20 protein-coding genes and 2 other RNA genes are annotated in these 25105 nt (G+C 38.2%); 9 read left to right on the top strand and 13 right to left on the bottom strand.

The annotated features are described in order from the left end of the window. Window positions 1–19: 19 nt before the first annotated feature. Genes lrp through ACXVWP_RS06695 form a run of 4 tightly spaced genes read left to right on the top strand, consistent with a single transcriptional unit; the run spans window position 20 to window position 5348 of the window. Window positions 20–499: a leucine-responsive transcriptional regulator Lrp gene (lrp, locus tag ACXVWP_RS06710; protein WP_005695827.1), complete on the top strand. Its 480-nt coding sequence runs from the start codon at window positions 20–22 to the stop codon at window positions 497–499. Window positions 500–501: 2 nt separating this feature from the next. After that, window positions 502–3291, top strand: a complete 2790-nt coding sequence (locus ACXVWP_RS06705) for a DNA translocase FtsK (protein ID WP_289901865.1) — start codon at window positions 502–504, stop codon at window positions 3289–3291. A gap of 36 nt (window positions 3292–3327) precedes the next feature. Next, a complete protein-coding gene (gene lolA / locus ACXVWP_RS06700) occupies window positions 3328–3954 on the top strand; it encodes an outer membrane lipoprotein chaperone LolA (RefSeq protein ID WP_289901864.1) in 627 nt (208 codons plus the stop codon). 53 nt (window positions 3955–4007) lie between these two features. Next, a complete protein-coding gene (locus tag ACXVWP_RS06695) occupies window positions 4008–5348 on the top strand; it encodes a replication-associated recombination protein A (RefSeq protein ID WP_289901863.1) in 1341 nt (446 codons plus the stop codon). Between the two features lie 77 nt (window positions 5349–5425). Here ACXVWP_RS06695 and ACXVWP_RS06690 read toward each other — a convergent pair whose 3' ends face one another. From ACXVWP_RS06690 to potA, 4 genes are all read right to left on the bottom strand, one after another. Beyond that, the gene (locus ACXVWP_RS06690) at window positions 5426–6508 is read right to left on the bottom strand and encodes an extracellular solute-binding protein (protein WP_005698550.1); all 1083 of its coding nucleotides are present in this window, start codon (window positions 6506–6508) and stop codon (window positions 5426–5428) included. 134 nt (window positions 6509–6642) lie between these two features. Continuing rightward, window positions 6643–7413: a spermidine/putrescine ABC transporter permease PotC gene (gene potC / locus ACXVWP_RS06685; RefSeq protein WP_049356535.1), complete on the bottom strand. Its 771-nt coding sequence runs from the start codon at window positions 7411–7413 to the stop codon at window positions 6643–6645. Beyond that, window positions 7413–8273, bottom strand: coding sequence for a spermidine/putrescine ABC transporter permease PotB (gene potB / locus ACXVWP_RS06680; RefSeq protein WP_289901862.1), 861 nt, complete (start codon window positions 8271–8273; stop codon window positions 7413–7415). The genes potC and potB overlap by 1 nt, the downstream gene beginning before the upstream one ends. Then, window positions 8257–9372 (bottom strand): spermidine/putrescine ABC transporter ATP-binding protein PotA, encoded by a 1116-nt coding sequence (gene potA / locus ACXVWP_RS06675; protein WP_289901861.1) that lies wholly within the window; start codon window positions 9370–9372, stop codon window positions 8257–8259. The genes potB and potA overlap by 17 nt, the downstream gene beginning before the upstream one ends. Window positions 9373–9649: 277 nt before the next feature. On the opposite strand from potA, the gene pepT reads away from it, so the two are divergent. Continuing rightward, entirely contained in the window at window positions 9650–10888 is a 1239-nt protein-coding gene (gene pepT / locus ACXVWP_RS06670) for a peptidase T (RefSeq protein ID WP_458473318.1), read from the top strand. A 155-nt stretch (window positions 10889–11043) separates the two neighbouring features. Here pepT and ACXVWP_RS06665 read toward each other — a convergent pair whose 3' ends face one another. The 5 genes from ACXVWP_RS06665 to proQ all read right to left on the bottom strand — a co-directional run bounded on the left by ACXVWP_RS06665 (window position 11044) and on the right by proQ (window position 16663). Then, complete coding sequence (locus ACXVWP_RS06665; RefSeq protein ID WP_289901859.1) at window positions 11044–11673, bottom strand: MBL fold metallo-hydrolase; 630 nt, start codon at window positions 11671–11673, stop codon at window positions 11044–11046. A 61-nt stretch (window positions 11674–11734) separates the two neighbouring features. Next, window positions 11735–12295 (bottom strand): YcbK family protein, encoded by a 561-nt coding sequence (locus ACXVWP_RS06660; protein ID WP_289901858.1) that lies wholly within the window; start codon window positions 12293–12295, stop codon window positions 11735–11737. Window positions 12296–12368: 73 nt separating this feature from the next. Further along, window positions 12369–13838 carry a L,D-transpeptidase family protein gene (locus tag ACXVWP_RS06655; RefSeq protein ID WP_458473326.1) on the bottom strand — a complete coding sequence of 490 codons (1470 nt, stop codon included), beginning with the start codon at window positions 13836–13838 and terminating at the stop codon, window positions 12369–12371. A gap of 78 nt (window positions 13839–13916) precedes the next feature. Further along, window positions 13917–15986 (bottom strand): carboxy terminal-processing peptidase, encoded by a 2070-nt coding sequence (prc, locus tag ACXVWP_RS06650; RefSeq protein WP_297567651.1) that lies wholly within the window; start codon window positions 15984–15986, stop codon window positions 13917–13919. A gap of 29 nt (window positions 15987–16015) precedes the next feature. Continuing rightward, window positions 16016–16663 (bottom strand): RNA chaperone ProQ, encoded by a 648-nt coding sequence (gene proQ / locus ACXVWP_RS06645; RefSeq protein WP_289901856.1) that lies wholly within the window; start codon window positions 16661–16663, stop codon window positions 16016–16018. Between the two features lie 169 nt (window positions 16664–16832). Here proQ and ACXVWP_RS06640 point away from each other — a divergent pair, with 169 nt between their 5' ends. Both ACXVWP_RS06640 and ACXVWP_RS06635 read left to right on the top strand, forming a co-directional pair. Beyond that, window positions 16833–18086, top strand: a complete 1254-nt coding sequence (locus ACXVWP_RS06640) for a paraquat-inducible protein A (protein ID WP_289901855.1) — start codon at window positions 16833–16835, stop codon at window positions 18084–18086. Continuing rightward, window positions 18070–20727, top strand: a complete 2658-nt coding sequence (locus tag ACXVWP_RS06635) for a PqiB family protein (protein WP_289901854.1) — start codon at window positions 18070–18072, stop codon at window positions 20725–20727. Before ACXVWP_RS06640 ends, ACXVWP_RS06635 begins: the two co-directional genes overlap by 17 nt. A gap of 71 nt (window positions 20728–20798) precedes the next feature. Here the strand turns inward: ACXVWP_RS06635 and ACXVWP_RS06630 are convergent, their stop codons facing one another. Next, window positions 20799–21344 carry a KdsC family phosphatase gene (locus tag ACXVWP_RS06630; protein ID WP_165819669.1) on the bottom strand — a complete coding sequence of 182 codons (546 nt, stop codon included), beginning with the start codon at window positions 21342–21344 and terminating at the stop codon, window positions 20799–20801. Beyond that, the gene (locus ACXVWP_RS06625) at window positions 21344–22279 is read right to left on the bottom strand and encodes a KpsF/GutQ family sugar isomerase (RefSeq protein ID WP_297567649.1); all 936 of its coding nucleotides are present in this window, start codon (window positions 22277–22279) and stop codon (window positions 21344–21346) included. Before ACXVWP_RS06625 ends, ACXVWP_RS06630 begins: the two co-directional genes overlap by 1 nt. Before the next feature lie 124 nt (window positions 22280–22403). Here ACXVWP_RS06625 and rnpB point away from each other — a divergent pair. After that, window positions 22404–22780, top strand: an RNA gene (gene rnpB, locus ACXVWP_RS06620) — RNase P RNA component class A. 88 nt (window positions 22781–22868) lie between these two features. Here the strand turns inward: rnpB and dinB are convergent. Both dinB and ACXVWP_RS06610 read right to left on the bottom strand, forming a co-directional pair. After that, the gene (gene dinB / locus ACXVWP_RS06615) at window positions 22869–23936 is read right to left on the bottom strand and encodes a DNA polymerase IV (protein ID WP_297567645.1); all 1068 of its coding nucleotides are present in this window, start codon (window positions 23934–23936) and stop codon (window positions 22869–22871) included. Window positions 23937–24044: 108 nt separating this feature from the next. Beyond that, window positions 24045–24527 carry a hypothetical protein gene (locus ACXVWP_RS06610; protein ID WP_289901851.1) on the bottom strand — a complete coding sequence of 161 codons (483 nt, stop codon included), beginning with the start codon at window positions 24525–24527 and terminating at the stop codon, window positions 24045–24047. Between the two features lie 108 nt (window positions 24528–24635). On the opposite strand from ACXVWP_RS06610, the gene ssrA reads away from it, so the two are divergent. Beyond that, window positions 24636–25001: a transfer-messenger RNA gene (gene ssrA, locus ACXVWP_RS06605) on the top strand. The last annotated feature ends 104 nt before the right edge of the window (window positions 25002–25105 follow it).

Genomic DNA, 25105 nt, shown 5'->3' with positions numbered 1-25105 from the left:
CCGTACATAAGGAAAGGTTATGGAAAAGAAATTAAATAAAGCGTTAGATAGCATTGATATCAAAATCTTAAATGAATTACAACGCAACGGTAAAATCTCTAATATCGATTTATCAAAGAAAGTGGGGTTATCCCCAACACCTTGTCTAGAAAGGGTAAAACGCTTAGAAAAACAAGGTGTGATTATGGGCTATCGGGCACTATTAAATCCTGAATTATTGGATGCCCCTTTATTGGTGATCGTTGAAATTACGCTCGTGCGTGGTAAACCGGATGTTTTCGAAGAGTTTAATGCGGCGATTCAAGCGCTTGATGAAATTCTCGAATGTCATTTGGTATCAGGTGATTTCGATTATTTACTCAAAACACGTGTAGCAGATATGGCGGCATATCGAAAATTATTGGGTACCACATTATTGCGCTTACCTGGTGTGAATGACACCCGAACTTATGTTGTCATGGAAGAAGTGAAACAAACTAATTATCTCGTACTAAAATAAAAATGATTAAACGAATTACAAAACGATTTACACCGAAACAATATTTAGCAGAATTATTACTCGGATTGACCGCACTTTTAGGTTTATATTTAATCGTAGCATGGTCAAGCTATACGCCATTAGATAACTCTTGGTCTACAGCAAGTTTTCAGACTGAAACTATTAATAAGACAGGTGCTTTGGGTGCTTGGATGATTGATACGTTTTTTGTTTTTCTCGGCTATGTAGGTCATCTCATTCCGTTTGTCATTTTTATCGTACCGATTTATTTACTGAAAATCAAAGCGGTGCATTCTCTCTCTGTAACCCGTATTACATTACGTTTCTTTGGCTTTATTGCTCTCATCGTTGGCTTAACCATGATGGCAACATTGCTGCTTTCAAATACGAACTACTATCTAGCTGGTGGCGTATTTGGTGGCAGTTTAGTGGTGAATTTATATCCTACACTCGGTAAGTTTGGTTGTATTTTAGTGGGCTTTATCTGTGCAGTTGTAGGCTTTATTTTCTGTTCCGGTGCATCATTAATTCGTTTAATTGTGAAATTCTATCATTGGCTAACCATGAAAAATCAGCCGGCAGAAGAGGAGCATGCAGAACATACTTCTGTGGATGATCTTGAACAAATTGTGATTGAGGCACCTCAACAACTGGCTTTCTCTGATTCTCAATTGGAAACTGAATCTACAGAAGATGAAAAAGAGGAGGGTTCTGAAAATACCTTTGTTAAGCCTGAGCAACTCATTAATATCAGTGGGTTATACTCACCGAGTACTTCAGAGCCTGCAGATATTGAAAAATTAGAAGATAAGTTTAAAGGTTTCACGGTTGGATCTGACCATTTACCTCATGTATCTATTTCTACCGCTTCTTCCGTTGAATTACCAACAAAAGAAGATTTTTCAGCTACATGGAAAAACTCACAAGTGAATCATCAAAGTGCGGATGATTCAGATGATATTTTTGAAGAAAATGTCATACCAAAAGTGTCACTTAAAACACCTGAAAATACGACCGCACTTTATCCAACTTATGATGAACCTTTAGAATCAGATAATGATGGTTTAGAAGATGAATTAGCGCGTCAGTTTGCTGCGCAAGAGCAAGCTCGTATGCAAGAAATGGAAGTGCGAGCAAAAGCCTCAAATGCTGAAGATGCATTAAAAGTGATCTTGAATGAGCCGACAGCTTCACCAGTTAAAGCGCGTGAAATTTATACTGAGAATACCGATGAAATAACCTATAAGCCATATTCTGATACGCTTATACATCCAGCATTTCAACAACCAACGAATAAACGAGAGAAACCGACAACACCTTTACCAAGTTTAGATTTACTTGAGCATCGTCCTACACAGGCTCAAGATATTACGCGTAAAGAAATTTTAGACACATCCGCACGCATAGAACAACAATTAAAGAATTTTAATGTCAAAGCTACGGTACAAGATGTGTTAGTTGGCCCTGTGGTAACTCGTTATGAGCTTGAATTACAACCGGGTGTAAAAGCATCTAAAGTAACAAGTATAGATACCGATTTAGCTCGTGCATTGATGTTCCGTGCGATCCGTGTGGCAGAAGTGATTCCAGGCAAACCTTATATTGGTATTGAAACGCCAAATGCGCACCGTCAAATGGTACCATTGCGTGATGTACTTGATAGTAATGAGTTCCGCTCGTCAACATCATTACTTTCAATGGCTTTGGGGAAAGATATTGGAGGAAATTCTGTCATTGTAGATTTGGCTAAAATGCCTCATTTGCTGGTTGCGGGATCAACAGGTTCAGGGAAATCTGTTGGAGTGAATACTATGATTTTAAGTTTACTTTTCCGTGTCAGACCCGATGAAGTGAAATTTATTATGATAGATCCAAAAGTGGTCGAGCTTTCTATTTATAACGATATTCCTCACTTACTGACTCCAGTTGTGACTGATATGAAAAAAGCAGCGAATGCACTACGTTGGTGTGTAGATGAAATGGAACGTCGCTACCAATTACTATCAGCTTTACGTGTGCGTAATATTGAAGGTTATAATGAAAAAATTGAAGAATATGAAAAACTGAATATGCCTATTCCAAATCCAATTTGGAAGCCAGGTGATACAATGGATAAAATGCCGCCACCATTAGAAAAATTAAGTTATATAGTCCTAATTGTTGATGAGTTTGCTGACTTAATGATGGTAGCGGGTAAACAAATTGAAGAATTAATTGCTCGCTTAGCACAAAAAGCCCGAGCCATTGGTATTCACCTTATTTTAGCAACGCAACGTCCTTCAGTTGATGTTATAACTGGTTTAATTAAAGCCAATATTCCGAGTCGTATTGCTTTTACGGTAGCAAGCAAAATTGACTCTAGAACGATTCTGGATCAAGGCGGTGCTGAAGCCTTATTGGGGCGTGGTGACATGTTATATTCAGGTCAAGGTTCGTCGGATCTTATTCGAGTACATGGCGCCTTTATGAGCGATGATGAGGTTGCAAGAGTAGCTGATGATTGGCGAGCAAGAGGTAAACCGAATTATATTGATGGAATTTTAGACGGCGCGGATGATGAAGACTCAGGTGAGAAATCAACGGCAAGCAGTGGCGATCTTGATGTGTTATTTGATGACGTTGTGGAGTTTGTATTAAGTACTGGCAATACGTCAACCTCTTATGTTCAACGTAAATTTAGTGTGGGGTTTAACCGAGCAGCTCGAATTATGGATCAGCTTGAAGAACAAGGCATTTTAGGTCCTATGACAAATGGAAAACGAGAAATTTTAGCTCGACGTTCCGAATATTAATTCTCTTAAGTTTCACTTTACAAAAAGGAAAGTAGAATGAAAAAAACATTATTAAAAATGACCGCACTTACTGCACTTTTAAGCGCAAGTAACTTTGCCTTTGCTGATGCCGCAGATGAGCTACAAAATCGCTTAAATCAAGTAACGGTATTAAGTGCTGATTTCTCACAAACTGTGACGTCTGCTGGCGGTAAAAACGTTCAACAAGGAAGTGGAAAACTTCAAATTAAACGTCCAAATCTTTTCCGTATGGATACCAAATCACCGCAAGAAACACAAATTATTGCAGATGGTAAAACCCTTTGGTATTATGATCCATTCGTGCAACAAGTTACTGCTCAATGGGTGAAGGATGCGGTAAATAATACCCCTTTCGTCCTTTTAACCAGTAACGATAAAAACCACTGGAATCAGTATTCAGTGACGCAGAATGCAGATACATTTGTGCTAAAACCAAAGGCAAAAAATAGCAACATTAAACAGTTTGATATTCGTGTAGATACAAATGGTGTGTTAAAAAATTTCAGCACCACAGAAAAAGATGGTCAAACCAATCTTTATGTGTTGCGTAACATTACGAATCAAACACTAGCTGATAGCTTATTCCAATTTAGCGTACCAAAAGGCGTGGAATTGGATGACCAACGTAAAGGTAAAAAATAATCCATAAGGTGTGAATGATAATCTTCACACCTTTTGCTTATTAAGGAAAGAATATGTCTAATCTTAATTTTGATTTTGCTGAAAATGACTTTCGCCCTTTAGCAGCCCGTATGCGTCCAACAAATTTGGAACAATATTATGGACAGACGCATTTAATTGGGGAAGGAAAGCCGCTTCGTAAAGCAATTCAAGCAGGGCATGTTCATTCTATGATTTTGTGGGGACCGCCGGGTACAGGTAAAACAACACTGGCGGAAATTATTGCTCATCGTATCAATGCAGAAGTTGAACGGATTTCAGCGGTAACAAGTGGCGTGAAAGAAATTCGAGAATCAATTGAGCGCGCGAAACAAAATCGACTTGCAGATCGACAAACGATTTTATTTGTGGATGAAGTGCATCGCTTTAACAAAAGCCAACAAGATGCATTTTTACCCCATATCGAAGATGGTACGATTATTTTTATTGGTGCGACAACGGAAAATCCTTCCTTTGAATTAAATAATGCATTGCTTTCTCGTGCCAGAGTGTATCTCCTTAAGTCATTGACAGTGGCTGAAATCGAACAAGTTCTACAACAAGCGATTTCTGATCCTGAGCGAGGATTAGGTAAAGAGCGGTTAGTTTTAGAAGAGAATTTGCTACAGGTTTTAGCTGAATATGTGAATGGTGATGCTCGCCTGGCTTTAAATTGTCTTGAACTGATGGTTGATATGGCTTCTGAAACTGAAAACGGTAAAAAATTAGACCGCACTTTGTTGCAAGAAGTATTAGGAGAACGACAAGCGCGTTTTGATAAACAAGGCGATCGTTTTTATGATTTGATTTCTGCTTTACATAAATCTATTCGAGGCTCAGCAGCAGATGCAGCACTTTATTGGTATGCACGAATTATCACTGCAGGCGGCGATCCTCTTTATGTTGCACGACGTTTATTAGCGATTGCTTCAGAAGATGTGGGTAATGCGGACCCTCGCGCAATGCAAGTGGCGCTAGCGGCTTGGGATTGTTTTACGAGAGTGGGCGCTTATGAAGGAGAGCGAGCTATTGCTCAAGCCATTATTTATTTGGCTGTAGCGCCGAAGAGTAATGCGGTTTACAACGCATTTAATGCAGCCAAACAACATGCAAAAGATTTTCCTGATTTTGATGTGCCGCCTCATTTACGTAATGCGTCAACGGCTTTAATGAAAGAATTAGGTTATGGCGCTGAATATCGTTATGCTCATGATGAACCTAATGCTTATGCTGCTGGAGAAAATTACTTCCCAACGGAACTGAAAGATACGCAGTATTATTTCCCAATTAACCGAGGCATGGAAATTCAGATTAAAGAAAAACTTGAGCGTTTACAAGAGCAAGATAAAAACTCGTTAAAAAAACGCTATAAATAGTTTCTTTAAAAACAGTAAATATAAAAAGAACGGTCAAATTGATCTGACCGTTCTTTTTGTTATCACTTAAAAACGCATTATTTTGCTGCTTTTAACTCTTGGTAATACTGTTCATAGTATTGAATTGCATCACCTACATCATCTTGCCAGTAGCTTTTTTGAAGGATTTCTGCTGGTGGATAAATAGATGGATCTTCTGTAATTTCTTTTGGAAGTACTTTTTTCGCTTCAAGGTTAGCTGTTGGGTAACCAATTGCTAAAGTCAATTTTTCCGCTGCTTTTGCACCTAATAAGTAGTTAATTAACTTGTGTGCACCATCTGGGTTTTTAGAGGTTTTAGGAATCGCTAAAGTATCAACCCAAAGAACAGGACCTTCTTTTGGGAACACCATATTTAATGGCGCTTGTTCTTTTTTTGCGATACGTACAGAACCATTCCATAACTGACCTAATTCCACTTCACCAGAGATAAAAGAGTTTGCAGGGTTATCAGAATTGAAAGAAAGTACGTTTGGACGTAGTTTTAACAACTCTTCATAAGCTTGCTTGATAATTGCAGGATCTTTGGTGTTTGGATCTTGACCAATTTTTAATAACGCAATATTGAACACTTCACGCGCATCATCTAATAATTGGATTTTGTTTGCATATTCAGGTTTCCAGAAATCGCCCCAAGAAGTGAAGTCAGAACCTTTATAGGTATTGGTATTAAATGCAATACCTGGCGCACCTAACAACTGAGGAAGTGAGTATTTATTGCCTTTATCATAAGGCTTGTTGAGCCAATCAGGGTCTAATTCTTTGATAACAGGTAATTTACTGTGATCTAATTCTTGTAGCATGCCTTCTCGTGCCATTTTAGATACGAAGTAGTTAGATGGTGCAATCACATCATAACCGCCCGCATCACCTTGGGTTTTCATTTTGGCATACATCGTTTCATTAGATTCAAGACTTGCTACAATAACTTTGATACCAGTTTCTTTTGTGAAGTCATCCAAAAGACCATCTGGTACATATTCAGTCCAAGTATATAAATACACAGTATCATTTGCTGGAGCCTGTGCTTTTGTTGCATCAGACTTGGCTTCTTTGTCGTTACAAGCAGTTAATGTAGCGGCAACTAAACCAGCAGTAAGCAAACCTGCAAATTTTTTCATTTTTCTCTGTTCTCCGTAAAAGAGGGGTAAAAAACCACCTGCATTAATGCAGGTATAAAAAAACGCCTTGATTGTGCGTCAAGGCGTATTCTATTTGATCTTAAAAGATTTGTGAAACCTTTTTATATCAATGTTTAATGATTATTTTTACGTGCAATTAATTGGCTTAAAATGACTAACCCTAATGAAAGCACGATCATAATCGTTGCTAATGCGTTTACTTCCGGTGTTACACCTGTTTTTACAAGTGAGAAGATACGCAACGGTAGGATTTCATAGCTTACACCACTTACGAAAGAGGATACAACAACATCATCTAGTGAAATAGTAAAGCTTAACAACCAACCAGATACGACAGCCGGTAAGGCAAGTGGTAGAATAATTTTACGTAAAATCGTGACTTCACTCGCACCTAAATCTTTTGCTGCTTCAAGCATTCTTGCATCAAAGCCATTTAAGCGAGAGAAAATCGTCACGGTAACATAAGGTAAACAGAACGTTACGTGCGCCAATAATAATGACCAGAAACCTAACGAAATTCCTACAACCATGAATAAGGCAAGTAGAGAAACCGCCATTACGATATCTGGTGACATCATGACGATAAATAACATACCGCTTACGGCTTGTTTTCCGCGGAAACGATAGCGATAAAGTGCAATCGCGGTCAAACCGCCCACAATAGTTGCTAACGTAGCGGCAAAGAAAGCAATCGTGACAGAGTGGAATGCAGCTTGGATTAAGGTATCATTATTAAATAAACGCTCATACCAGTTCCAACTAAAACCTTTCCAACTTAAACCATAACGGTCTTCGTTGAAGGAGTTAGTCACCAAAATAATAATTGGGATATACAAATAAGCGTATACCACAAACATAAAAATATTACGCAGTAAACGACTCATTATTCTAACTCCACTTTCTTATTCAACAATTTATTTGCACGATAGTAAACGAAAATCAGCAATGCCATTAAGATAGTTAAACCGATGCTGATCGCCGAACCGAATGGCCAGTTACGGGAAATTAAGAATTCACTCTTAATCACGTTACCAACTAATAATACTTTCGCCCCACCAAGCAAGTCTGCTACATAGAACATCCCCATTGCTGGTAGTAATACTAATAAACAACCTGCAACAATACCCGGCATGGTTAATGGCAGAATAACACGGAAGAAACGTTGAACTGCATTCGCCCCTAAATCTCTTGCCGCTTCTAATAAGCGTCCATCTAATTTTTCAATAGCAGAGTAGAGCGGTAGAATCATAAATGGTAAAAGAAGATACACTAAACCAATGATTACAGCTACTTCGGTATTTAAAATACGAATAGGCTCATTCAAAATCCCCATATCCATTAACATGGTATTTAACACCCCTTTCACACCAAGGAATACTTTCATCCCATAGATACGAATGAGTGAGTTTGTCCAGAATGGCAATACCACAAGGAATAACAAAAATGGACGATATTTAGGGTTAATTTTGCTGACCATAAAGGCAAATGGATAGCCAATGAGTAAGCAAATAATTGTCGCAATGCCAGACATATACAATGAATTCCACACAACCTGTGCATAAAGCGGATTAAACAGGTTCGTGTAGTTATCTAAAGTAAATGGCAAAGCATAAAAGTCGCTACCATCTCGGGTTAAAAAACTTACGGTTAAAACCAATAAGTTTGGAATTAGCACAAAGAAGATTAACCAACTGAAGATAATTGCAACAGTAATTTTCTGGAATTTATTATTGATTATCTTCATCGTTGAGTACAACCTCCCAACCTTCGTGCCATGTAATACCTACACGTTGACCAACGCTGTGATCCATATGCGGGTCATCTTCGTTAAAGAATTCACTCACTAATACGCGTTTACCGTTGTGATCAAATTCTACTGTAGACTCAAGAGTCATCCCTTTATAGGTACGATCTACAATACGACCAATAATGGCATTTGAGTGCTCATTTTCGTCAAGCTCCTCAATCACAATATCTTCTGGGCGTAACAACACTTGTAGCTTTTGATCTTTTTCAGCAGAGATACTGGTGTGAATATCACATACACGACCTTCTACGTTAGCAAGTAATTCATCGTCAGATTTACGTTCAATCACAGTAGCATCAAATACGTTGATTTCACCAATGAAGCGAGCGACGAATAGGTTAGCTGGATCTTCATAGATTTCACGAGGTGAACCATCTTGTGCAATTTTACCTTTACGTAATAAAACGATACGATCAGACATGGTGATTGCTTCTTCTTGATCATGAGTAACGAAAATAAAGGTAATGCCAAGTTGACGCTGTAATTGTTTAAGTTCATTTTGCATTTGTTTACGTAACTTATAATCCAGCGCAGATAAAGATTCATCAAGTAGCAACACTTTTGGTTTATTCACAACAGCACGAGCAATCGCGATACGTTGTTGCTGACCACCAGAAAGTTGGGTTGGCTTACGATCTGCCATTTCTTCTAATTGCACCATACGCAATGCATCCAGAACGCGAGATTTAATTTCGCTTTCTGCCACTTTTTGCATACGCAAACCAAAAGCTACGTTATCAAAAATGGTCATATGCGGGAATAATGCATAACTTTGGAATACGGTGTTAATGTGGCGTTTTTCTGCCGGAACATTAGTAATATTTTCACCGTCCAAAATAATATGACCTTCATCTAATTCTTCTAAACCTGCTAATAAACGTAGCACTGTAGTTTTACCACAGCCTGACGGGCCAAGAATTGTGACGAATTCACCGTTATTAATGGTTAGATTAAAATCATTAATAATTGTGTTAGAACCATAGGATTTTTTGATTGAACGAAGCTCAATAATAGGCTTTTGAACCAGATTTTCCACTAGCTTTGGTTTTCTCCCTAATTTCACCAATTTAATCGGTACTGAGTAGAAATGAACCTGCAAAAATGATGCAGGGGCGACATAAAATTGAACAGCTATGATATAGCGAATTGTTAATGATGAAAAGGATTTAATCACGTTTTTAGGAAAAATTTTATTGAAATACTGACCGCACTTTTTTCAGAAAATTTTATAACTCTTCACTTTCTTGTTATATATCAAGAACAGCAAGGATTTTTGGGATTAGACTAGCAGTAAAACAAAGGAGAATATCAAAATGGAAGAACAAGATTATAATAAATTACTGGAGCGATTTTTAACTTATGTTGCGTTTGATACGCAATCTAAATCGTCTGCAAAGCATTCACCAAGTTCAGTAGGGCAAATGAAGTTGGCTTTACATTTGCAGCAAGAATTAATTAAACTTGGTTTACAAGATGTCAATGTGACTAAGCATGCCGTTGTCACAGCTTATTTACCTTCAAATCATCCCGAGTTAACACGAACTATTGGATTTATTTCCCACCTTGATACCTCACCACAATGCAGCGGTAAAAATGTTCAACCCGAAGTGATTGAAAATTATCGGGGGGGAGATATTGCATTAGGTTTAGGAATTGAATTTATTAGTCCCGTGTATTATCCATTTTTACATCAGCTTATTGGTAAAACCTTGATTGTGACAGATGGAACGACTCTACTTGGTGCAGATAATAAAGCTGGAATCGCAAAAATTATGACTGTACTTTCTATCTTGCAACGAGAAAATATAGCACATTGTAATATTAGGGTTGCATTTACACCAGACGAAGAAATTGGCTTAGGGATGCATTATTTTCCATTGGACGATTTTCCTTGTGATTGGGCATATACCATTGATGGTGGAGAAGTGGGTGAATTAGAGTATGAGAACTTTAATGCTGCGACTGCAAAAATTACCTTTAAAGGTCGGAGCATTCATCCGGGTTATGCTAAAAACAAATTAGTGAATGCGCTTACGTTAGCTTGTGAATTTCAACAAGGTTTTCCAAAAGATGATGTCCCTGAAAAAACATCGGGTAAAGAGGGTTTTTTCCATTTAGATGATTTTAAAGGGGATATTGAGAAAGTTGAGCTACATTATCTCATTCGAGATTTTGACCAAGCTCATTTTGAGCAACGCAAGGCGTTTATTTATCAATTAGTGGAAAAATTTAATAGAGAGAAAAGCCTGAAAGAGCCCGTGGAATGTGTCATTGAAGACAGTTACAAAAATATGTATGACACAGTTAAAAATGTTCCACTGGCGATTAAACTTGCGGATGCAGCAATGAAAGCTTGCGGTATTACACCAAATCACAAACTAATACGCGGTGGAACGGATGGGGCATTTTTAGCGGAAAAAGGATTAGCTTGTCCAAATATTTTTACTGGTGGCTATAATTTCCATAGTAAGCATGAATTAATTACTCTAGAAGGAATGGGAAAATCGGTTGAAGTAATACTACAAATTATAAAGGTTTGTAAATTAATGTAAAGAAAAAACTTGCATTTGTTATAGCGTAACAATATAATAGTTAATGTTTTATCGAGATTCCTTTGATAAAGCTAAACTTTAGAGATTTTATTCATAAATTCCTTTTTGGTGCTCCTAAGAAATTAGGAGCTTTTTTTTAGCCAAAATTCAGATCTTTACTTCAAAAACGGATTATTTTGTTTCTCTTGTCCAATAGTTGTGTAAGGACCATGCCCTGCAACAATAACCATGTCGTCGTTTAATGTAAATAATTTATTTTTAATTGATGAGATCAATGTATCGAAATTCCCACGAGGAAAGTCTGTACGCCCAATGCTATTTTGAAAAAGGACATCGCCAGTAAAAGCGATATTTTTTTCATGCTCAATAAAGCCAATGTGACCTGGTGTATGGCCTGGAAGGCGAAAAATTTCAAAGGTTAATGTGCCAATTTGAATTTCTTCGCCTTCTTGATTAAACCAGCGATCAGGTGTAAATGCGGAAACATAAGGTAAACCAAATTGTTGAGATTGCTGTGGTAGACTTTCAAATAGAAAACGATCTTCTTCTTGCGAACCCCAAATTTCAATGTTGAAATGATCACGAATCGCTTCAGCGGCACCCACATGATCAAGATGTCCATGTGTTAATAGGACTGCTTTAAGGTTTAATTCGAGTTCTTCAATGCGTTGAATAAGCTTTTCCGCATTACCACCAGGATCGATAATTGCTGCATTTTTTTCATCATCCCAAATAAGTGAGCAATTTTGCTGAAAGGCTGTAACTGGAATAATTTCAATATTCATCTTTTTTCCTTATTGTTGATAACAAAAAACCACACAGAAGTGCGGTTTTAATCACATTTTTCTATGCACCACGCCATGCTCTTATTGGTCCAGTATCAACATGAATAAAATTACTATAGGGATAATATCCTACGCCACCACTCTTGAGATTTTCAGCGGCCTGACGTAATTTAGCTAAAGGGATAGCGGGTATTCTAAAATCAATCGCTTGTCCTTTAATATGATAGCTATTACTTGCTACACCACGACTTTGGCGATGGCGTACAGCATTCGTTTTAGCACTACGATAACCACAAATTACATCAATTTGTGCAGTACGTAAGCCCAAATCACTTTGTAGATGATAAAACTTCATGAAGAGATTGGGATCCATACGACGCACTTGGTCTGTACGGCGATCTCTCATAAAATAATCAAGTTTAGCAAGTAGTGAACGACTAAACCCTGTGGTTGCAGAGAATTCACCACTTAATCGTTCATTGGTGTTGACATTATAAAAGCTGATAATGCGAGGTTTGGGTGTAGAGACCATGGCTAATACCGAAGTTGGCATCATGCTTGCGCCTAAAGCAATGCCGCCTAATGAAATCCATTTGCGACGATTATTATCAATTTTAGTCATTTGCTAGTTTCTTTTTTATTAATGTTTAACTTTAGACAATTTCTATCAGAAAAAGTTCTAATTTGTATGTTTTCTAAAGGTATTTTTTTACGATATTCCAGTCAATACCGCTAAAACTTGCCGCGTCATCATATTTATAAATATCGGGTAAAACTTGTATTTGACCATTTTCTACCCATGCGGTGACATAATATAAGAATACAGGGTCATTTGTACGAATATTCGCAGAAGTCGTTTTCTTACTTGCTAAAACATTGCGTTTTTTATCATCTGACCAGCCCGCTTCTTGTAATAAAAGGGAGGCTAGTTGGTCGGATTTTTCTACGGGTACACAGCCAGAACTTAATGCGCGATCTTTTTTACTAAATAAACTATGATTTGGTGTATCGTGAAGATAAATTGCATCAGAACTTGGCATATTGAATTTATAGTTACCTAATGCACTGTCACCAGCAGCTTGACGGATGCGATATGGAAATTTATCACCAATACGACTCCAATTAATAGAGTGAGGATCAATGGCATTGCCTCGGCTATCCAAAATAGAATAGTTGTGAGCTGTTGCATAGCTAGGATCACGTTTTAGTTTCGGTAAAATATCCTCATTGATTAAGCGTGTAGGAGCATTCCAAGGCGGGTTAACCACTACATTGCTTAAGCGACTATACATAACAGGTGTACGGCGTTCATTTTTTCCTACGATAACACGTGATTCTAAGATTGCTTTCCCATCACGGTAATATTTTAATTTATAACTCGGAATATTGACAAAAATACCATTTTCAAAATCAGGAATAACACGTAAACGCTGCGCATTGAGAGCAAGTTTTTTACCCATTGCAGAAATACCTGAAGATGAAATCATTGACGGGAGCGATTGTACAGTTTCACGGTATAAACGATTATGATTGGATAATCCATTCACAAAGTCAGAAACCGCATTGTTTTTAACCGCACTTTGCCATTGGTCAATAATTTCTTGATTTGGTAATTCTGGTTTGTAAGCATTCGTTGTATATAACCAACGTTGTGCTTGTTGATTTACATTCTTGCTGTAATACAAGTAATCAAGGAAAGCATCACTTAGTAATACATCATAGGTGAGCCCGCCCGTTTTTTCAGCGTTATGTAAATTAATTAATGATTGCGCAGAACGTTTAGAAATGCCTGATGCTACCATGGCGGCATATTCACGTAGGAATTGTTTTTCTGCAGCCTTGTCTTTCCACATTAAGTCATATTTATTATCGGCATATAATTTTGCCAAAATTGGTTTGAACTGCAGATTTTGTTCGCCAATTTCATGGGTTAATGACATCTCTAGCATAGTTTGCTTTTCAGCTGCTAGGCGAGCTTGGTCTTCTTTGATTTCCGCTTCAAGTTTTGCACGCTCTTCAGGGCTTAATTTAGACATATCAACGCCTTTATTTTCGGCTTGTTGAGGTTGCCCAACTGTTTTTGCCCAGTCTGCTAACGCACAACCTGACGTCATCATTGATAATGATAAGACTAATGTGCTTAATTTCATTGTTCCTTTTAACATTACTGTACCTTTAAAAATATTCATAAAAATAACCGCACTTCAGTTTTTTTATCTGCTAAAGTGCGGTCAAAATAATCGTTATTTTGTTGCTTTTGTCGCTTCTTGTTTTATTTCAGCATCCACTTTTTGTTGATTAGCATTGAGTTTTACTAAATCAGCTGCCATTTTTTCCGCTTCTTTTAAGAAGAAATCTGGCGCTTCATAGTCTTTCGGTAAATCATCAATATCTTTTAATGCTTTTTTACCTTCACGTTTAAAACGATCATTGAGATCTTTTAAACGTCTTGCATCATCTTTGTCATTTTCCGCTTTGCGTTCTTGGAAATTCAATGACAAGAATTTGTGCTCACGACGTTCATCACGGATTTTAAGATCTTCATTTAACGCAATAAACTCAGGATCTTTTGCAATACGCTCAAGATGTTTTTCATTTAATGGTTCAACATCTTTACGCGCTTTATTGGTTTCAGAATAAGTCGCTGCAGGAATTTTATCCCAAGGCAATGCGTTATCTTCTTTTTCTTCACCAATTTCTTTTGCATCGATAATTTCAGGGAAATTGATATCTGCTGCCACACCTTTTAATTGGGTTGAACCACCATTAATTCGGTAGAATTTTTGGATAGTATATTGCAACACACCAAGTGGTGTTTGATCTAAATCATAAACAAAGTTTAATGAACGACTTTGTTGTACTGTACCTTTACCAAAGGTATTTTGCCCAATAATGATACCACGGTTGTAATCTTGCATTGCGGCAGCAAAAATTTCAGAGGCAGATGCACTGAAACGATTAATCATTACCAGCAATGGCCCTTTGTATTGCTGAGCATTGTCGTCATCTTCGTGTACACGAATACGTTGATAAGCATCACGAACTTGAACCACCGGACCATCAGTAATGAATAAACCACTCAATGCGACGGCTTCCGTTAACGCACCGCCGCCATTTTCACGAAGATCCACAATTAGGGCGCCAATTTTTTTCTTCTCAGCATCCACTAATAATTTTTTCACATCATCAGTTAGACCAATATAGAAACTTGGGATTTTAATGACGCCAACCGTTTCACCCTCAACTTTAGAAACAGTGAGTTTGGCTGCTTGATCTTCAATACGGACTTTATCGCGCACTAAAGTGATAATACGGCTTTTTCCACCCTTTGCAGGTTCAATTTCAAGACGAACTTTTGTCCCTTTTTTACCTTTGATTTTGTCAACGATATCTTCTAAACGCCAACCGATAATATCTTCGATTTCACCTTTTTCTTGACCTACACCAATGATTTTATCGCCCGCTTGTAATTTTTTACTGCGTTCAGCAGGCGCACCTGGCACTAAAGACTTGATGCTGGTTTCGTCATCTTCAGATTGTAATGTTGCACCAATTCCTTCTAAAGAAAGGTTCATACTTTCATTAAAGCTTTTTGCGGTACGTGGCGCAAGATAGCTTGTATGCGGATCGATTTCTCGAGCAAAGGCATTAATATAAATCTGAACAATGTCATCAGCCTTGGTTTGAGTTAATCGACGGATGGCTAAATTGTAACGTTTAGTCAGTTTTTCTTTAATTTCAGGCCATTTTTTATCTTTTAACTTCAGACTGATTACATCATTTTTGACTCGTTGTTCCCAAAGCTTGTTTGCATCTTCTTCGCTTGCTGGAAAAGGTGCTTTTTCACGGTCGATCTCAATTTGATCATTACCTTTTAAATCAGGTTCTTTATCTAATAAGGATAGTGCATAAGCATAACGCTCATAGCGACGCTTCATCATCAGATCGTAAATCGCAAATGCAGCTGAAAGATCACCCTCATTAAGTTGATTATCTAATTTAGAACCATATTTAGCACGTAAATCATCAATATCTGATTTTAAAAAGGTGTTATGGCTGTAATCTAAGCTTTTAATGTAACGATCAAAAATCTTGTCGGAAAAGGCGTCATCAAGCTGGAATTTGCGATAATGTGATTGGGTTAAACGTGTTGTTGCACGCTTTGTTGCCAACTGATTTGCATCAGTTGCGGAAGGAATCGTAATATCATTTTGCTTTAATTTCGGCTGCACAGCAAATGTGTCAGACGAATGAAGAAATAACGCACCTAAAATTGCTGTCGCAATAAGACTTTTGGTTGTATGTAATTTCATTTAACCTTATCCCGATAAGAAATAAATTATTAGGCAAATAAACGATCTGCGGTGACTGTCATCACTAAACCATTTTCAAGTTCTACGCGTGCGCCATCTTTTTCCAAATTTAATACGGTCGCATTTTTTGCTTGCTCACCAACTTTTACTTTAACTTTACTGCCAGTAGAAAGTGTCGTGAAATCAACCGCACTTAGTTTCACTTGTGGTGCTTTCGGTTTGCGAGTTGTTTGATTTGTATTTGGTTTACGAGCAGGGCGTTTTTGTTGTGTTTTTTTTGCTGCTAATTCTGCTTTGCGCTTGTCTGCAAATTTTGCCTTTGCCTCAGCTAATTGCTGAGCCGCATGAGAAACATGTTCTGCATCTAAGACACCTGCAGGATTGCCGTATAAATCCACACGCTCAGCACCTTCGCGACAGCCGTGTAAATAGCGCCAGTTAGAGGTGTATTGACGTAAAGCCTGACGTAATTGAGTTTTGCTGACACGTTCATCATCTTTTAATGCTTCAGCAAGATCTTGGAAAAGACCAATTTTTAATGGTTTAGCTTCACCTTCTGCAATAAAGCAAAGTGGGAATTTTTCCACAAGATATGCAATGATCGCTTTTGTATCAGTTAATTTTTGAATGCCTTCAGCACTATTTTCAACTTGGGCTTCAACTTGAGAATCTGTCATTTCTGCGTTTTCCTAGGATAAAAAATAAAAACTTGCACAGTTTACCGCACTTTTATAAGAATTGACAATGGCTGGACAGAATAATTCCGTTTCTAGCTCAAATGTATAACTTTACAAATTCCCTTAATTCAGGCTAAAATAGTCCACTTTTATAATTTCTCAAAACATAATGACAAAAACACCTGATTTTTCTCATGCCACTTATAAACTCGTGCGTTGTATCGGATGTGATGCAACGGTGTCTGTTTGTCGTCCGCAAGAAGGTGAGTATGCGCAATGTCCGCGTTGCCATCATAAATTGCAATCGGGAAGTCGTTGGTCTCTTAAACGTTGTTCATTAATCGCCCTTTCTATCTTAATTTTAATGCCATTTGCTTTAGGTTATCCTTTATTGAGCTTAGATTTACTGGGTACTAAAATTGATGCTTCTGTTTGGAAAGGGATTTGGAAAATGGCAGTAGAGGGATATTCCTATACTGCATTTATGATTTTTATCTGTGCTGTTTTAATGCCTGTATCTTTTGCGATTTTAGTCATTATGTTGCAGCTTTCTAAATTACTCAAAATTAAGCCTCGTAATGTCTTATTATTTTTGGGTTATATTAAGCCTTGGGTCATGTTTGACGTGTATTTAGTTGCACTCGCTGTTACCATGTTTAAAGTGCGCGAATATGCCACGTTAGAAGTAGATGTATATTTAATTGCTTTTGTTTTTACTGCACTTTTAACCACTTTATTGTTTATTAAAATTAATTTAGATGACTTATGGCATGATTTTTATCCCGAGCAGAAACCCGTTACTCAAAGTGATAAGCCGTTAGTACTTTGTACAGCTTGTGATTACACTTTTTTAAAAGAAGATCAAGAATATGATCACCGTCATCGTGCAATTTGTCCTCGTTGTGAATCAGTTATTGATATACCCGATAGTATTAAGTTACAGCGAGTTTGGGCAACATTAGTCTCAGGGGTTATTATGCTTTTTCCCGCAAACTTACTTCCTATATCAGGTGTTTATTTAACAGGTAGTCTATCAGAAGATACTTTAATGTCTGGTGTTATTTCCTTTGTTAGTATGGGCAGCTATTTTGTTGCCTTCGTGGTATTCTTCGCCAGTGTTTTTGTTCCAATAAGTAAAATTCTCATTATGGTATACTTGCTTGCGAGTGTACATTTTAAATGGCGACATTCGATCAAATGGCAAATGCGGTTATTACATATTGTTCATTTTGTAGGACGTTGGTCAATGTTAGATCTTTTTGTGTTAGCTTTGATGATGTCTCTAGTAACACGCGGACAGATTATTAATTTTACTGTAGGCCCTGCCGCATTTTATTTTGGCGCAGCTGTGTTTTTAACTATGATTTCAACTTCTCAGTTTGATAGTCGATTAATTTGGAAAATTTATGACAGAAAACAATAAACCAGAATCTCAATCTATTGATGAGCAATATAACAATGTAGAAGCGTTATTACGCAAGAATAAACGCATCTCACCGTTTTGGTTGTTGCCTTTTATTGCATTATGTATTGGTGCCATTTTATTTTTCCAAATTGTGCAAGAACGAGGGAAGACTATTACGATCACGTTTTCCAATGGCGCAGGACTCGTTGCAGATAAAACGCCTATACGTTACCAGGGTTTGCAAATCGGTGTTGTGAAGAAGGTTAACTTTACCGACAACATGCAAAAAGTGAAAGTTGAGGCTAACGTTTATTCTGAAGCCACCGATGTGTTAAAGGAAAATACCAAATTCTGGCTTGTCCAACCGAGTGTATCGCTTGCGGGGATTTCGGGTTTAGACTCTTTAGTGTCAGGAAATTACATTACGCTTCAACCGGGTGATGGCGATTCAGAAGATGAATTTATTGCTGAAGAGCAAGGCCCTATTGCACAAGTCAATCCTGGCGATTTGCTCATTCATTTAATTTCAGATGATTTAGGCTCAATTTCGATTGGCGCTTCCGTGTATTTCAAAAAAATGCCGGTCGGGAAAATTTATGATTACCGCTTCAATAAAGAGAATAAAGTAGAAATTGATGTGGTAATTGATAAATCTTTTGCACATTTTGTGAAGAAAGATTCACGTTTTTGGAATATTAGTGGTATTAACGCAAACATTAATTCATCAGGGATGCATGTGGCAATAGAAAGTTTAAATTCTGTGGTGCAAGGTGCGGTATCATTTGACTCGCCAGCAGATAGCACACAGGCCGTTGCAGACAGTAATTACAAACTTTACTCTAATTTACAAGCAGCCAAACGAGGGATTGAAGTAAGTATAACAATTCCGGTCACAGCGGGTTTACAGGCAGAGCAGACTTCGGTTTATTATGGTAATGAACCGGTAGGTATTCTTTCATCTTTAAGTGCGGTTGAAAATAATGAAGAAATTTTAAAAGGCACATTATTAATTGATCCAAGTCAAGCTAGCCTGTTAAAAACAAATACACGTATTGTGTTAAAAAATCGTAAGTTAGATTTGGGTGATGTGGCTAATCCGAAAAAATTCTTCCGTGGAGATTATTTTGAAATTATTCCGGGTAGTGGAGAAAGCAAAACGCAATTTGATGTGATTCGAGAATATGAGTTATTACTCAAAGCACCGAATACTTTAGTCTTAACTTTAACCGCACCAGAAACTTATGGTATTGCTGAAGGGCAATCGGTGTTTTATAACAATATTGCCATTGGTCAAATTGTGAAGCAGCACTTAAATGTTGATGGTGTGAAATTTGAAGCGGCAATTGCGGCGGAATACCGCAATCTTATTCATGAAAATACTCAATTTGTGGCAGCCTCTAATTTTGATGTCAGTTTTGGTATCGACGGATTACGTTTTGAATCAGCAATGCCATCAAAATGGCTACAAGGTGGGGTGAGAGTATTACCCAAAAAAGGAAGTGGTGCCCCACATTCAAGCTATCCACTTTATAAAGATATTAGTAGTGCAGAAACGGGCATTACGGGTAATTTGGTAAATCCAACTATAGTATTACATTCGACTAATTTACCAAGTATTAGTAAAGGTTCAATCGTGCTTTATCGTCAGTTTGAAGTAGGTAAAATTATTAACGTAAGACCGAAAGCCAATAACTTTGATATTGATGTGTATATTTATCCGGCTTATCAACATCTTCTGACAGATAAAAGTGTATTCTGGGTAGAAAGTGCAGCACAAATTGATATTACGCCAAAAGGTATTAGTATCCAGGCATCACCGGTTGCGCGATCATTAAAAGGTGCAATAAGCTTTGATAATACAGGTTCAGGTAAAAATAAAACGCTTTATCCAAGTGAATTGCGAGCAAAATCAGCAGGGCAAGTGATTACGTTACTCACAGATGATGCAACGGCTTTAAGTAAAGGAATGAGCTTACGTTATCTTGGTATGAATGTGGGTGAGGTCGAGCAGATTGCTCTTGATCAAAAGACAAACCGTATCACAGCGAAAGCATTAATTAACCCAAGTTATATGGGGATGATTGCAAAAGAGGGTACTGTATTTAAAGTGATTTCCCCACAAATCTCAGCGGGTGGAATTGAAAACTTAGATAGCCTTTTACAGCCTTACATTGATATTGAGTTAGGCAAAGGTCCATCAAAAACACAGTTTAATTTAGCACAAACTGCACAACCTCGAAATAAATACAGCAATGGCGTGCCATTTATTTTGGAAACCAGTGATGCGATGAATTTAACGGAAGGCTCACCAGTGCTTTATCGCGGTGTTGAAGTGGGAACCGTTCGTAAGTTTGAATTGAATTCTTTAGGCGATCGTGTGTTGGTACATATTGCGATTACACCGAAGTATCAACATTTGGTACGTAAAAATTCAGAGTTCTGGGTTTCATCGGGTTATGATTTCAACCTTGGTTGGAAAGGCGCAGAGTTTAATACTGGTAGTGTACAACAATTGTTAAAAGGCGGTATTTCGTTCTCGACTCCATCGGGTACGATCGTTCAACCACAAGCAACGGCAAATCAGCGCTTTATGTTACAAGTGAAGAAACCCGCTGAAGCACCGACTTGGAATTCAGGTGCTTTACCGGCAAATCAATAAAACATAAAAAGAAATAACCGCACTTTTGAATAATCAAAGTGCGGTTATTTTTTTAGGTGTTTTGAGGAGTGCTATTGGCCCATATTTTTGACGGATTTTAAAAAACCTTTGGCTGAAGTATAGACTTCATCTTTGCCCTGAGCATGTAAAATCATATCAGACATTTCACGGAATGCACCTTTTCCGCCGCCAAGTGAAAGCACATAATCTACAGCATTTTGCACATAAGGTGCAGAGTCTGCCACAGCAAAAGAAAGGCCACAGGTTGCAAAAGCGGGGAGATCGACACTGTCATCACCAATATAGGCCGTTTGTTCAGCAGTAACACCAGCTTGTTTCATGAGATCTAAACAAGCACTTTCTTTTTCAAGCTTACCTAAAAAGAACAACTTAATTCCGAGATCACTAATTCGCTTACGCAGAATCGCCGAATCTCTGCCCGATAATACGGCTACTTGAATACCCGCATCCATCAACATTTTGACACCAAGCCCATCGCGCACATGGAAACTTTTAATGGCTTCGCCATTTGCATCATAATGGAGTAGTCCGTCAGTTAATACGCCATCAACATCGGTGATGACCAATTTAATTTTCTTTAATTTTTCGTTAATCATTAGCTTGAGAACTCCACTAAGCCCACAACATTATTTTCATCATTGACCACAACAAGAGAGTGAATTTTCTTCTCTTTCATTAAGTCTTCTGCTTTTGCTAAGAATTCATTTTCATGAATAGTTTTCGGTGACGAGGTCATCAATTCTTTCGCGGTTTTATTAAGCGTGTCAGCTCCGTTAGCCGTTAATGCTCGGCGCACATCACCATCGGTAATAATACCTTTAAGTTGTTGGTTTTTCATGACTAATGCCACACCCATACGACCTTCATTCATAATAGTTAAGCAATCAGTGAAGCTGGTATCTGGTGTGGTAATCGGTAGGCGAGTTTGCATTTGATCTTTTACTTTGCATAACAAACGACGACCAAGGCTACCACCCGGATGGAATTTCGCAAAATCAGCTGGTTGGAAATGACGCGCAGTAATCAATGAAACCGCAAGAGCATCGCCTAAGGCTAACGTGACTAACGCAGAAGTGGTTGGTGCGAGATTGTTTGGGCAGACTTCACGCTCTACCGTGATATCTAAAACATAATCCGCATGGCGAGCAAGCGTAGAGTTTTTATTGCTGGTTAAAGCAATAATTTTATTACCAAAGTTTTTCAAACTTGGAATGAGCTTATTTACATCATCTGTCTCACCGCTATAAGAAATCAGCATCACAATGTCGATCGGTTTTAGCATACCTAAATCGCCATGAAAGGCTTCAGTCGGGTGAAGGAAGAAACTTGGCGTCCCTGTAGAAGCAAAGGTCGCCACCATTTTTTTGCCAATTAGCCCCGATTTACCAATACCACCGATGACTAAACGACCTTCGCAAGTAAGGATAAGATCGACAACTTGAGAAAACGCATCATCCAAGCGTAGGCTTAGTTGTGCGAGTGCTTGGCTTTCAACAGAAAGCGTTTCTCGTGCAATTTGTAAATAATTCATAGGAAATCCTTATGATAAAAGTGCGGTTGAAAATAACCGTGTTTTGTGGGGCTATTCTAACGGAAGTTATTAAAAATAAGAATGAAAATTTGACCGCTCTTTGAATTCCCCCTATACTACGCCGCGAGTTGGTTAGACAATCGCTGGTTTATTGAAGCCCTTAACCGTGTTCGCACGACCTAGTGGGACAAGTAAACGAGAGGAAAGTCCGAGCTACAAAGGGCAGAGTGCCGGATAACGTCCGGGCGGCGTGAGCCGACGACCAGTGCAACAGAGAGCAGACCGCCGTGAAAACGGTAAGGGTGAAAGGGTGTGGTAAGAGCGCACCGTGCCGTTGGTAACAACGTGCAGCAAGGTAAACTCCACTCGTAGCAAGACCAAATAGGAACTCAATGGGTGGCCCGTCCAGAGTTCGGGTAGGTTGCTTGAGCGGCAGAGTAATTTGTCGCCTAGAGGAATGATTGTCCACGACAGAACTCGGCTTATCGACCAACTCAACAAATTCATCAAAAAAATGGCCGCACTTTTGTTTTTTCATTATCCTACTCGGGATGGAATGAATAAAAGTGCGGTCATTTTCTTTTGTGTTTTACCACAAGCTCATTTGTTCTAAATGGCTTTCTTCTGGTAACGTCACGTGTAATCCTACAAGACGAATGGATTTTCCCTGACTACGTTGCCAAATTTGTTCCAGTAATTGTTGAAAGCTTTTTAGTGATAAAGGCAATCCTGTTTTTTCTAAGGTCGTCACCTGAAAATCTTCAAATTTTAATTTCACCCCAATTTTGCGAAAAGCGGTTAAAGGAATATTCGGCGCGCTTCGTTCAATGCGACGAATAAGCTCGGTATAGAGATTATCTAACAATGCTATGCCTTGTTCGAGATGACGAATATTTTCGGATAAAGTGCATTCTACGCCGATAGATTTTCTTTCCCGATGCGCTTGGATTTCACGATCATCAATGCCATGACTAAAATCCCAAATTCGTTTGCCCATTTTACCGAAGATATTTAATAAAATAGATTGATCGAGTTTTTGCACATCTTCACAAGTTTCTAGCCCCATTTTCAATAAACGTTCAGAGGTGACTTTCCCCACACCAGGGATTTTCTTCAATGGCAACGTTTTTACAAACTGCTCAACTTCATGAGGTTTAATCACAAATTGCCCATTCGGTTTATTCATATCGGAAGCAATTTTGGCGAGAAATTTAAGGGGAGCCACACCAGCAGAGGCAGTCAGCTTTAATTCATCAAAAATGGCTTGGCGAATTTCTTGTGCGATCCAAGTGGCGGATCCTGAACATTGTGTACAATCCGTAACATCTAAATAAGCTTCATCTAAGGAAAGTGGCTCAATAATAGAAGTGTAGCGTTGAAAGATATGATGAATATGTGCGGATACCTGTTTATAAAGGGGCATATTAACTGGCACTAAAATTAGATTCGGGCATTTTTTGATAGCTTGTGCTGTCGGCATCGCACTGTGCAGTCCAAATTTTCGTGCTTCGTAATTACAGGTAGTGAGTACACCACGTTGTCGAGAACTTCCCCCCACCGCGACAGGTTTTCCCTGTAGCGTTGGATTTTCACGGATTTCAACAGAGGCATAAAAGCAATCCATATCAATGTGAATGATTTTTCGGGTGGAATTCATAGTTGAAGTGCGGTCAAAATTAGGCGTGTTTTTAGTATATCGAAAAGAAAATAGCTGTTCAAGTATACAGTTGTTAAAAGCCCGCATTGCGTGGGCTAGATAAAAGAATTAACGATCAGAAAGGATAGTTTTATCGGAGAATTTTACAATACGTTCAATCGTATAAACGTCAATTTTTTCTTGTTGATTCATAAAGGCTTTGCGTGCGTCTTCAGCCAGTTGAACAAACGGGATTTGCAAATTAATATTTAAAGATTTACCTGGTTGTAATGGGCTTTGTAAATTGATTTGCATATCTTGGCTGTAAATAACTTTACGGTTATTCACATACACGCCTACCCATTGAATATTTTGGATTGGCTTTTGCCCAATGTTAGTGATTTCATGTTTGAATGCACTTAATGCTTGACCATTTTCATCAACCACCATTTCACGGTTACCAATATTGATGGCAAGGTATTTGTCGATGTTATCACTCGCTTTTGCTACTTGTTGGGTTGCTGGTGTCGCTTCTTTTGCAATAACTTGCGTGTTAAATGCTAAACATAATACACCTAATGAAAGTGCGGTCAGAGATTTTAATGTTTTCATTGATTTGATTCCTTATAAAAAAGTGGCAAAATTTTACCTTGACTTTCCTGATTAATAAATAGCATCTTTTCCTTTCTTGAATTTTTTGATAAAATACAAAAGAATTTTGGGGCTGATTTTGGATTCGACGGGATTAGCGAAGCCCAAGGTGCACGTCGAGGTGCGGTAGGCCTCGTAAATAAACCGCAAAAAAATAGTCGCAAACGACGAACAATACGCTTTAGCAGCTTAATAACCTGCTCATAGCCTTCGCTCCCCAGCTTCCGCTCGTAAGACGGGGATAAAGCGGAGTCAAACCAAAACGAGATCGTGTGGAAGCCGCTGTTTGAGGATCGAAGCACTAAATTGAATCAAACTAGCTTAAGTTTAGCGTGTCTGTCCGCATGCTTAAGTGAAATTAAAGACGAGACTAAACGTGTAGTACTGAAGGTAGAGTAATTTCGGACGCGGGTTCAACTCCCGCCAGCTCCACCAAATAACAATCCAAAGCAAACTTATCAAATCCTAAAAGCCCTTGAAAATATTGACCTCAAGGGCTTTTTTATATCCTAAGCATTCCTATAAAATCCTATAAAATC

Source organism: Haemophilus sp. SZY H56 (assembly GCF_054332415.1).
The sequence above is the reverse complement of the archived record's forward strand: the minus strand, read 5'-3'. Positions and strand labels throughout refer to the sequence as shown.